At 62.4% G+C, this 11,653-nt stretch carries 9 protein-coding genes; 3 read left to right on the top strand and 6 right to left on the bottom strand.

Annotated elements, in window-relative coordinates; all coding sequences use genetic code 11:
• The 5 genes from RMO57_RS08335 to RMO57_RS08320 form a co-directional block, all read right to left on the bottom strand.
• On the bottom strand, positions 1-842 hold an 842-nt coding region (locus RMO57_RS08335; RefSeq protein WP_310385732.1), incomplete at its 3' end, for a bile acid:sodium symporter family protein.
• Positions 843-845: 3 nt separating this feature from the next.
• Complete coding sequence (locus RMO57_RS08330; protein WP_310385731.1) at positions 846-2,585, bottom strand: AMP-binding protein; 1,740 nt, start codon at positions 2,583-2,585, stop codon at positions 846-848.
• Between the two features lie 453 nt (positions 2,586-3,038).
• A complete protein-coding gene (locus RMO57_RS08325; protein WP_310385730.1) occupies positions 3,039-4,898 on the bottom strand; it encodes a M2 family metallopeptidase in 1,860 nt (619 codons plus the stop codon).
• 117 nt (positions 4,899-5,015) lie between these two features.
• Positions 5,016-5,177: a DUF418 domain-containing protein gene (locus RMO57_RS21990; protein ID WP_414896393.1), complete on the bottom strand. Its 162-nt coding sequence runs from the start codon at positions 5,175-5,177 to the stop codon at positions 5,016-5,018.
• Positions 5,178-5,236: 59 nt separating this feature from the next.
• Complete coding sequence (locus RMO57_RS08320) at positions 5,237-6,526, bottom strand: lamin tail domain-containing protein (RefSeq protein ID WP_310385729.1); 1,290 nt, start codon at positions 6,524-6,526, stop codon at positions 5,237-5,239.
• Positions 6,527-6,746: 220 nt separating this feature from the next.
• Between RMO57_RS08320 and RMO57_RS08315 the strand changes: the two genes are divergently transcribed.
• The 3 genes from RMO57_RS08315 to RMO57_RS08305 are packed head-to-tail and all read left to right on the top strand — an operon-like array spanning position 6,747 to position 10,608.
• On the top strand, positions 6,747-7,559 hold the full coding sequence (locus RMO57_RS08315) for a sulfite exporter TauE/SafE family protein (RefSeq protein WP_310385728.1): 813 nt from the start codon (positions 6,747-6,749) through the stop codon (positions 7,557-7,559).
• A 50-nt stretch (positions 7,560-7,609) separates the two neighbouring features.
• Complete coding sequence (locus tag RMO57_RS08310; RefSeq protein ID WP_310385727.1) at positions 7,610-9,982, top strand: hybrid sensor histidine kinase/response regulator; 2,373 nt, start codon at positions 7,610-7,612, stop codon at positions 9,980-9,982.
• On the top strand, positions 9,979-10,608 hold the full coding sequence (locus RMO57_RS08305) for a response regulator transcription factor (RefSeq protein WP_310385726.1): 630 nt from the start codon (positions 9,979-9,981) through the stop codon (positions 10,606-10,608). Before RMO57_RS08310 ends, RMO57_RS08305 begins: the two co-directional genes overlap by 4 nt.
• 161 nt (positions 10,609-10,769) lie before the next feature.
• On the opposite strand, the gene RMO57_RS08300 is transcribed toward RMO57_RS08305, so the two are convergent.
• On the bottom strand, positions 10,770-11,573 hold the full coding sequence (locus tag RMO57_RS08300; RefSeq protein ID WP_310385725.1) for a CHAP domain-containing protein: 804 nt from the start codon (positions 11,571-11,573) through the stop codon (positions 10,770-10,772).
• Positions 11,574-11,653 lie beyond the last annotated feature (80 nt).

Genomic DNA, 11,653 nt, shown 5'->3' with positions numbered 1-11,653 from the left:
CGGCGAAACCAGATCGTCACCACCGAGCTGGTCAGCACGATGAAGAGCGAGTACAGCACCGGGATCAGCAGCACCTCTTGCTGGCGGGTGCCCTCGAAGGTGAGCAGCACGATCAGCACGCCCAGCGGCCCGTTCTGGATGCCGGTTTCCAAGGCAATCGTGCGGCTGCGGCGCTTGTCTTGGCGCACCAGGCGGGCAAAGGCATAGCCGACCAGAAAGCCGACCAGCCCGAGGCCGATGGCACCGATATAGACCTCGGCCGGTGTGGTGGCCAACAGGCCGAAATTGCGTGGCACCCAACTCACGATCAAAAACACAATCACCACGATGCCCAGCAGCCCGCCGAGCATCTCAAGGACAGCGCCCACATTGGCATTCCATTTGCGCAAAAGCATACCGATCACGGTGGGCACCAGCAGCACCACCAGCACCTGCGCCACATTGCCCGGCGGAATCTGCCATTCGCCCTCGATGCCGGATGAAAACAGCTTCAGCGCCAAGGGCACCAGCAGCACCGCAAACAGCGTCGAGACGATGGTCATCAGGATCGACAAGCTCAGCACGCCCTTGCTGAAATAATTGAAGATATTGCTGGTGGTGCCGCCCGGCAGACAGGCCATCAGAATCAGGCCCACGGCATAGGCCGGCGGCAACTTCAGCGCGGTCGCCAGCAAATAGCCGACCATCGGTGTCAGCACATAGGTGGTGACCAGGCCAATGCCCACGCCCGCCGGTTTACGCAGCGCGATGGCGAAGTCTTTGAAGGTCAGGCTGGCGCCCATGCCCAGCATGATGACCATCATCATCACGCCCAAGAGACGGGTTTCGGTATCGGTCAACATGGCTCAGTTCCCGGCTTTGGCAGAGGGTGTGGGTGAAGCAGCGGGGCGTAGTTCGCGCCGCAAGATCTTGCCGACCGCCGTTTTGGGCAACTCGGACCGAAACTCGACCCGTGCCGGCAGTTTGTAGGCCGTCAGCAAGCTGCGGCAATGGGCCAGCACGGCTTGCTCGCTCAGGCTCTCTTCCAAGCGGACGACGAAAGCCAAGACGGCTTCGCCGGTTTTGGCATCCGCCACGCCAATTACTGCGGCCTCCAGGATTTGAGGGTGGGCGGCCAAGGCCTCTTCGATCTCATTCGGGTAGACATTGAAGCCGTTGACCAAGATCATGTCTTTCTTGCGGTCGACGATCTTGAACGTACCCTGCGCGTCCATCACCGCCACATCGCCGGTACGCAGCCAGCCACCGCGCAAGACGGCCGCCGTCTCCGCCGGCTGCTGCCAATAGCCTTGCATGACCTGCGGGCCGCGCAGCCACAGCTCGCCGGGCGACCCGGTCGCGACTTCGGCGCCCTCATCATCGAGCAAGCGCAGGTCGGTCATCGGGGCCGGCACGCCGATGCTGTCGCGCTGGCGCTGCGCGCTGAGCAGCTGGAAGCTGACCACCGGGCTGGCTTCCGTCAGGCCGTAGCCTTCCACCAGCGGTGCGCCGGTGACGGCCTCAAAGCGCGTCACCACCGCATGGTGCATGGCCGCGCCGCCGCCGCCGGCCGCTTTCAAATGCTTGGGCGGGTAGGCGGTGAACCATTCTTCGTTCAACAAGGCGTTGTAGAGCGTGTTGACGCCCGTCATCCAGGTGATGGGATAGTTCTCGAACGCGCGCTGCAGGCTCTGCACCGGGCGCGGGTTGGGCACCAGGATGTTGCGCGCACCGGCCTCGAACATGCACAGGAAGTTCACCGTGAAAGCGAAGATGTGATACAGCGGCAACGCGGTCAGCACGACCTCGCGGCCGTCTTCGAGATGGCTGGCGCACATCGCCCGCATCTGCGCCATATTCCAGAGCAAGTTGCCATGGCTGAGCATCGCGCCCTTGGCCAGTCCGGTGGTGCCGCCGGTGTATTGCAGCAGCGCCAGGCTGTCGTGGTTCAAGCCGCTGGCATAACTCTGTACCTCCACTCGCTGGGCGCGGCCCAAGTCCAGGGCCTCGGGCAGACGGGTCACGCTCAAGTTGTGCGCCGGGATCAGCTTGTTCCAATGTTTCATCACTGCATGAACGATGCCGCCCACCAGGGCCGGGAAGAACTCGCTGATGCGCGTCAACACCACATGCTTGATGGCAGGGCAGAGCGGAAGTACCTGCTCCAGCTTGTCGGCAAACATATCGACAAGCACCACCGCCTTGACCCCGCTGTCCCGGAACTGATGGGCCATCTCATGCGGGGTGTAGAGCGGATTGGTGTTCACCGCCACACAGCCGGCCTTCAAGATGCCCAGCAGCACCACCGGGTAGGCCAAGCCATTGGGCAGTTGCAGCGCGACGCGGTCGCCGGCGTCGAGCTTGAGCACGGCGCGCAGATAGGCCGCGAAGGCGTCGCTCATCTCGTCCACCTGGGCATAGCTGAGCGAGCCAAACATGCCATTGGGCATCACCGTGGTGAAGGCGGTCTGCTCGCCAAAGCGCTGCGCGACCGCCCGGGCCAAGCTGGCCAGATTCGCATGCGCGGGGGGTGGTAGGTGCGCTGGCACGGCCGTGCCGTACTGCGCCAACCAAGGTCTCGATCCATCCGCAGTCGCCTGATTCATTCGATTTCATCCTTCGCGCGGCGGTACCGCAAGCAAGCATCTCACGGTGAGTGCCAAACCTCCGAAGGTAGCGCTGCGGTGGATTCAGATACAGCTTATCTGAGCTGAGGATAACTTCTGAAAATACGGATGCTGACTGGAAATTACTTCTGAAAAGCAAGCGCGAATATGTTCCTCAACCCTGCTGCGAGGACTGCGTGAACAACTGTGTCGAGCAGGCCCCCGGGAGCGGCAAAAGACCAGTATGAATAAATGGGGTCAGGTTCATTTTTTCCAGTCAACGGCAGCAATTAAATGAACCTGACCCCATTTTATTTCTGAACCTGACCCCATTTTATTTCTTAACCAAGAAGAAGGGGATGAAAGGGATCAAGGTCGCAACGCGACCAGTATTGGGTCAGGCCCGCTGAACATATCCCCTGCTGATTGGAAACTCCGCTGGTCCGGCGCGAACTATTCCAACACCGCATTTTGCCCGTCCAACCACACTTTCAGAGGTGCAAAATAATCCAAGATCGCGCTTGCATCCATTTGCTCTTCACCCGTAACGGCCTTGAGCGCCTCATGCCACGGACGGCTCGCGCCCATCGCCAGCATGGCCTGATATTTTTCGCCGGCTTGCTTGCTTTCGAATATAGAGCAGCGATTCAAAGGGCCGACATAAGCGGCCTCTCGGCATAGCGCACGATGCAACTGGAACTGCAAGATATGTGCGATAAAGTACTGGGCATAGTCTGTGTTGGCCGGCACGTGATACTTGGCACCGGCATCAAAACCATTCACTTCCAGCGCGGCCGGACGCTGGATGCCCTGATACTTCTCACGTAACTCCCACCAGACCTTATCGTAGTCTTGCGGCTTTGCTTCACCCGCATAGACCTTCCAGCGCCATTGATCGACCAAATAGCCGAACGGCAAGAACGCCACTTTGTCGAGCGCACGATACAGTAAGACGCCGATGTCTTGGGATGTATCTGGTAATTCATTGAGTAAGCCTAGCTTATTCAAATAGGCCGGCGTCACCGACAAGGCCACGGTATCACCTATCGCTTCATGGAAGCCGCCGTTCGCCCCGCCCTTGAACAAAAACGGCTGATTTCGATACGCCAGATCGTAATAAATATGACCCAATTCGTGATGAATCGTCAGGAAATCTTCGGTCGTCGGCGTGATGCACATTTTGATGCGCACATCGTTCAAGTTGTCCAGGTCCCAGGCCGATGGATGGCACACCACCTCTCGGTCACGCGGCTTGGTCAGCATGGATTTCGCCCAGAAGCTGGCGGGTAGTTTCTCCATACCCAAGGAGGTATAAAAACCCTCGCCCAATTGCACCATCGCACGCGCATCGATCTTTTTCTCCTTCAGCACCTGGCCGACATCGAGGGAGGCCTGCTGGCCGGGCGGCTTGACCAGCGGGTACAGATTTTCCCAAGACTGGCTCCACATATTACCGAACAGATGGGCGGGAATTGGACCCTCTTTTGGAACGATGTCTGCGCCGTAAGTCTGGCGGAGTTTTAGGCGCACGTACATATGCAAAGAGTCATACAACGGTTTGACTTGCAGCCACAGACGCTCAGCCTCGGCCGCAAACGCGGCCGGTGGCATATCGTACTGGGCGCGCCACATTGATCCGGTGTCGGCAAAGCCCATCTCTTTGGCACCTTTGTTGGACAAGGCCACAAATTGCGCGTAACTGTCCTTATATTTGAGTGATTGCTGATGCCAGCCCACCCACGCATCCTTCAGCACAACCGGGTCGCGACTCGTCGCCATGATGGCTTCCAACTGCCCAAGATCCAGGCAAGAATTCGCATCAGCGGGCGTACGACAGTATTTAGCCATGCCATATTCACCCGACATGGCGCTCGCCAGGCGGGCATATTCTGTGCGGTCTTTGGCGTCACTGATACTCAGCCTCAATTGCAGCAACATCAATTTGCGTTGACTGTCGGCCGCTAAAGGCAGGCCGTTGTAACGGCGCGATGCCAAGGCGATCTCACCGGCGGCGGCCAAAGCCTGTTCACCTGCTTGCGCCGCGATGGCCGCGGTGTCATCGGTAATATAGGTCTCGTTGACCCAGCTGGCACGATTCGACGCATTGTTCAATTTTTCCAGACGCTGTTCAGCATCTCTTAAAAATGCCTCAGCCTCGCCGATACTGGGCGCGGCCGCTTGGTTCTGCTTGAGGGTTTTGACAGGATTGCTGGCGCTGGCCGAGGCAGTCGCCGGATCGAGACCAGCAATTGCCAAAGTTAACAGCAGCGGCGCAATTCTATTGATTCGTAACATATAGATTTTCATTGTCATCAGTGCAGGAAAATTGACTGAGTTGGACTCAATTGAACAAGAATAAACACAGCTCGCCGACATAATAATGCAGGCGCTTCATGGCAAGTATGACGGCCATGCAGCGTTTGACCCATACTAGCTTCCAAATCCTTCTTCCCCGGCGGGGCGTCGCGCCTCCTGCGAACGATTCTCGTCGCGCCTGGTGGCCGCGCGGCCATAGGTCAGCCCGGCCCACAGCGCCTCCAGCGGCCCGCGCTCGTGGCGCCTCAACCACCACGGACGCAAAGGCAATTGCACCAGCCGGCCCCGCAAACTGGGTCGCGCGGACGAATTCGGCACCCTGGAATATCGGGCGCCTATCGCTCGACACGCACCACGACCACAAAATGGCCGCGGTTGCCAGCTGGCACGTTGTCATTGACGCCGAGCCGCAACTCAGTGGGGCCATTGACAGTCACTTGGCCTTTGAATCCCGCACCGACCACGAATGGCTTACTGCTGTTCGCGGTGGAGATCAACGCAATCAAGGCCCCGACGGGGGCGCCTGGCAAAGGCCATCCCGCCACATCGGGCGAATTCTCCAGCCCGCCAATGCGTCGAGGCAAGATCAGCAATCGCTCACCCGAGGGCAAGAACTCGGGAGAGGCCGTCCACAACCGGATGGTGCCGGCCATGATCACATCCTCCTCGACAAACCTGCGTGCAATTTCTCCCTCGATGGTGGAGATGGTCAAGGTATCACCGTCTTCCAATGTAAACAGGCTGTTCGAATCGACAATCGATATCAATGGATCTATATTGAATTCAGTGCTGAAGACAATTTGTTGGGCTGGCGTTGGATCTGGTTCCGGGGGCGCCGGCAAGGCCGGACGGTTGGCCTCCTTGTTGGCTTGACTGCCATAGCCGAAACTGGCCAACACATCATTGAAATCATTCTTTACGCTGAGCCGATCACCGCTATTGTTCCAGATCGGGTTACCCCGTCCCAAATAATATCGAGTGGTGCTCGCACCCTCGCCCGTAACCATGCTGCGCGTCAATATTCGCAGCGTCGCCTTCGGAGCCAATATGCAAGTCGAGCCGAAATCAATTCGACCGGGATCTACGGCAAACACAACCAGGCTTTCCTGATAAGGTTCGCGCGCTGGGTTTTGCATAAAGACGCGCTGCGTCAGTCCGCAGCCCGTCATATCAATCGAGCGATCGGTAAGATTTGCTATCTCGACATACTCCCCTTCTCCTGCCAGGTCATTGCCGGGTGGATTGAAGGTGAAGCCGGTGATCGCCAAGTCGCCATAAGTCACCCGGGCCACGCAGTCGTTGTGGCAGTTGACGGGCCGGTCTTCAATGAGAGCTCCATTGGTTTCATAGAGACGCACCTGAACGTTAACCATGGTGGGTCCGGTGCCGGGGCCCGGGACTGGCGGCCGGACTGTCAAGTCGAACTTCCTGCCGGGTTTAAGTGGAAATCTCGGCACAGCATGCCAGTCGAAGTGTGCTTTGCCGATAATATTTGGCCCCACGATCTCGATTAATATTTCAATACCATCATATTTATTTTCGACGGTAATGGTCTTGCCCTTGGGATCGGACGCGCGCCAGCAAAGTTCACGCTTTTCTGGATAAATTTCGTAGCTGACCGGCATGGTGTTTCTCCTTGAATTGCCTGGATATCCAAGCGATGGCTGAACTCTAGAGAGAACCAAGCAGGCGCGCGTCTCCCTTGCGGCAGATGGCGCCACTGCCATTCGGCATCGGCCAAACGGCCGCAGCGCCCCTGCCTTCTGTGCGATGACGGCGGGAACAGCGCTTATCTAAAGTCGGAGAGTCAAGCCCACTTGGGGCGATGCACTTCGAAAGCGCCGAATGACTACCGAAATCGCCGTCCTGTTCTGTATCGCCGGCGGCCTCGCCTCGGGCTTGCTGGCCGGGCTGCTGGGCATAGGCGGCGGCTTGGTGGTGATGCCCTTGCTGTATGCCTGCCTGCCGGCGCTGGGGATTGCCGACGCGGCGCTGCCCGAGGTGGCGGTGGCCACCGCCTTGGCCGTCATGCTGCCGACAACCTTGAGCGCCACTTGGGCGCAGCACCGGCGCGGCGCCATCGACTGGCCCTGGGCCGCCCGCATGGCGCCGGCGACCTTGGTCGGCAGCGCGGCCGGCGCGCTGCTGGCGACGCAGCTGCAGGGCAAGGCGCTGTCCCTGCTGTTCATCGCCTATGCCAGCTGGTGCGGGCTCCGTATGCTGCTGCCGGCGGCGCGGGTGGCCGCGCCGGCGCTGCCACTGCCGGCCGGCGCTGCGCTGATGCCCGGCGCGCCGCTGGCCCTTTTGGTCGGCGGCCTGGGAGCGAGCGCCGGGCTGGGCAGTGCCTTGATCGTCGTGCCCTGCCTGTTGCGGCGCGGCCTGCAGATGAAGCACGCGGTGGCCAATAGCACCGTGCTGAACCTGCTGGTCAGCGCCAGAGGCCTGCTGTCGCTGTCACTGCCGGCGCTGCTGCTGTCTGCTCAGGCGGGGCCCACCCAATGGCTGCTGGCCGCCGGCATCGGCGTCGGTGCGGTGCTGGGCGCACCCTGCGGCGTGGCGCTATCGCACCGGCTGCCGGTGGCGCAGCTGCGCTGCGGCTTCGGCCTGGTCACGCTGTCGGCGGGCGCCGGCATGCTGATACATCTGAGCGCTGTATGAAGCCGCTGCCGCACTTGCCAAGTCCGGCGCCTTGCAGTGGAATCGCGCCCATGTGTGTTGCGATGCATGCCTTCAGCCTGTGGTCACGCCGTCTTGGCGGAGTCCTGCTTGTACTGGCCCTGCAGCAGGCGCATGCGGACGCGCCGCCCACGGTCACCGAGCTGCGCCAGGCCGAACGCGAAAGTGGCGGTGGGCGCAGCCGCGTGCAGCTGCCGGACAGCTTGCAGGCGCCGTCCAATGCGACGCCACCGCTGCGCGCCCTTTACCGGCTCAAGCTGAACTTGGCAAACCCGCCGCAGCGCCTGGCGCTGCTGGTGCCCGGCCTGAGGGCGCATGCGCGCATTCATTTCAATGGCCATCTGCTGGACGACAGCCAGGCCGACCCGCTGGCCCCGCTGCCGCGCAGCCTCGCCCGCATCCGCCTGATCGACATTCCGGTCGAGTTCGTGCGCCAGGGTGACAACCTGCTGGAGGTCGACGCCGCCGGGCGCACGCTGATCAGCCTGTCGCCAATCAGCATAGGCCCGCGCGCGGCGCTGCTGCCGGGCTACAACATGCGGGTGCTGGCGGTGGTGATCGGGCCGGCCTTCGTGGCGGCGGTGATCGCCAGCCTGGCGCTGTGCGTGCTGCTGCTGTGGGCGCGGCGGCATGATGCGCTGTATGGCTATTTTGGCCTCGGAGCGATGGGCATGGCTCTGCACAACGCCTGGTCGGTGCTGCCATCGCCGCCACTGCCGGAGCTGCACAACACCGTCTGGTGGACGGTGCTGTACACCTTCTTCGTCGCCATGCTGGTGACCTTCTGCCTGCGCTTTGCCGGCTGGCGCTGGCGCCGTTTCGAGCAGCTGCTGGCCGCGCTGCCGCTGGCCGCAGCGCCCTTGCTGTACGCGGCCGAGGCCGGCGACGCGCTCGCACAAGCGCATGGGGTTTGGCTGCTGGGCCTGGTCGGCGTGGCCGCGGTCGGGCTGGCCGCAGTGGCGCGCTATGCCTGGACACAACGCAATGTAGATGGCGCTTTGTTGTTGCTGACGGCGGGCTTGTCGGTCGCGTTTGGCGCGCGGGATAGGGCCGTGCACCAACTCGGCGAAGACAACAATCCGGTCTACCTGATGCCGTACGCGGGCCTGTTGTTCGCGATGTTGATCGCCTGGATGCTGATCGACCGCTTCGTCGCCGCCAGCCGTGCGCTGGAGCTGCTGAACCGCGATCTCGAACAGCGCGTCAGCGCCAAGAGCGCCGAGCTGGTGGGCGCCGTCGAGGCAATGCGCACCGCCAAGGAGGCCGCCGAGCAGGCCAACCGTGCCAAGACCAGCTTCCTCGCCGCCGCCAGCCACGACCTGCGCCAGCCGGTGCACGCGCTGGGTCTGTACATGGCCGCCCTGGTCGATGAGGACCTGAACCCCGCGCAGCTGGAGCTGGTGCAGCGCATGAAGGCCTCGCTGGGCTCCTTGGACACCTTGTTCAACGCGCTGCTCGACATCTCGCGCATGGACGCCGGCGCGGTCACGCCGCGTTTGCGGGCTTTTGCGCCGGCGCCGCTGCTGCACCGGCTGGCCGAGGAGTTCGCGGCGCCGGCCGCCGAGCGCGGGCTGCGGCTGTCGGTGCGCATGGCGCCCGCGCCGACTGGCCTGCACGCCTTCAGCGACCCGGTGCTGGTCGAGCAAATTGTTCGCAATCTGCTCGGCAACGCGGTCAAGTACACGCGCAGTGGCGGCGTGCTGCTGAGTTGCAGGGTGCGCGGCGCGGCGCCGTCGCGCTGCTGGCGGATTGAGGTCTGGGACAGCGGCCCCGGCATCGCTCTGGCCGATCAGGAGCGTGTCTTTGAGGAGTTCTACCAGGTCGGCAATCCCGAGCGCGACCGCCTCGCCGGACTCGGCTTGGGCCTGTCCATCGTGCGCCGCTTGGCGCAGCTGCTGGGCCACCGGCTGGCGCTGTTTTCACGGCCCGGCCGCGGCAGCCGCTTTGCGCTGGAGCTGCCTTGCACCACCGAGCCGCTGCCGCAGCGCATCAGCGACGGCCGCCAGGATGAGCTCGCCGGGCGCGTGGTGGCCGTCATCGACGACGACCCGGACGTGCGACAGGCCATGCAGCTGCTGCTCGAACGCTGGGACTGCCGGGTGCTGGCCGGTGCCGACGCCGACGAAGTAATTCGGCAGCTACATGGCATATCATCAGCGCTGCAAGCCATCGTGGCCGACTACCGCCTGCGCGGCGGCCACACCGGCATCGAGGCCATCAACATGCTGCGGGCGGCCTGCTCCGACGCGGTGCCGGCCCTGCTGGTGTCGGGCGAATCCAGCCCCGAACAATTGGCACAGATGAAAGCCAGCGGCTTTGCCTGCATGAGCAAACCGGTGCGACCAGCCCGCCTGCGCAGCTGGCTGGTCGGCGCCGCCGGCCCAACACCTGAGGAGTCGCGATGAATGTGCTGGTTGCCGACGATCACCCACTGGTGCGCGACGCGCTGTGCCGCACCATGCTGCGGGCCGAGGCGCTGGCCATCGTCCACGAGGCTCAAGACTTTGCCGGTGTGCAGGCGCAATGCGCCGCCGTCAACCCGCTGCTGGCGCTGATCGACCTGAATATGCCGGGCATGAACGGGCTGGCCGGCCTGCGTTGGTTGCGCAGCAATTTTCCGGCCATGGCCATGATTGTGGCGTCGGGGCAGGAAGACGCGCCCACCATCCGGGCGGTGCTGGCGGTCGGCGCACGCGGCTTCTTCCCCAAGTCGGCCGCGCCCGAGCTGCTGCTGCAGGCGATCCGACTGGTGCAGGCCGGCGGCATTTACGTGCCCGTCGGCGTGCTGGCCGATTTCCAAGATGGGCTGCCGCCGGCCAAGGCCGACACAGCGGGCCTGACGCCGCGCCAGCTCGACGTGCTGCAAGGCCTGCTGCGCGGCCTGCCAAACAAGCTGATTGCGCGCGAGCTGGGCCTGACCGATGGCACGGTGAAGATCCACATCGCGGCCATCCTGCGGGCGCTGCAAGCACGCAACCGCACGGAAGCCGTGGTGCGCGCACGCGCGCTCGGCATCGGCGACGGCCCCTAGCCGGCTTGCTTTTTTAATTGGGGTCAGGTTCATTTAATTGTGGTCAGGTTCATTTTTAAACGCCGGGGCGGCATTTAATTGGGGTCAGGTTCATTTTTAAACGCCGGGGCGACGTCATGCGCTCGAAATTAAATGAACCTGACCCCAATTTAAGAGGAGGCTCAGCGCACTCCGGCGTAGTCGATATAGCCTTTGTTGATCTCGCCGACTTTGCGGGTCAGTCGGTAGACGCCGCCACCCTCGCGGGTGCCGCTGCCGTCGGTATTGCCTTCGATGGTGGTCAGCAGGCCACCGGCAAGCGATTCGATCAGGCCGGTGTGACCCAGGCCTTTGCCATGATCCATGATGAACAACATGCCGGGTCGCAAAAGCCCGGGATCGGCCAGCGCGGCGCCGGCGGCAATCAGCTTGGCACCATTGCCGGGAGCGGCCTGCCAATGCTTTAGGCAGCCGCCGGTTTTCACCATGGGGTTGCGGCGGCCTAAATTCGAAGCGGCCCGCTCGAAGCACCAGTAGGTGAAGGCACAGCACCAGGAAAAGCCGGTGCCCAAGCCCACACTGGCCAAATAGGCGTCCACCGCGGGCCCGCCGTTGGAGTTGCGCGGTTGTTCGCGTACCTTGTTGGCCTCCTCGGTTTGCGCAACTTTGATCAGTTCGGCCAACAAGGGGTCGATCGCCTGCGCCTGATTTTGTGCCGCCTGCTGGCCGAACAGGACCGCCCAGGTGATGGCGCCGACCTCACCGTCTTGCTTCAACGGCCGGCCTTTGGGGTCAACATTGCGGGCCTGGAACAGCTTGACCACTTGGCGCATCTTGGGGCCGTAATTGCCGTCGGTTTCGTCCAAGCGCAGGCTGGGGTCGCTGCCGATGCCCAAATCGGCATTCAGGCGTGCTTTGAGCGCCTTGACGACAGCAACATCGGTTTCGCCGACTTTGACGATATGACCTGGGTATTGAGTGGGCATGATCTAGATCTCGGTGATGAACAAGTCCTGGCGGCCGGACCGGAATGGCACGAACCGCGCAAGAGTGTCGGCAAATCAAC

The sequence above is a fragment of the Roseateles sp. genome (genome assembly GCF_031397715.1).
Taxonomy (GTDB): Bacteria; Pseudomonadota; Gammaproteobacteria; order Burkholderiales; family Burkholderiaceae_C; genus Paucibacter_A.
Note: the sequence above shows the minus strand (reverse complement) of the source record. Positions and strands in the feature narration are given on the sequence as shown.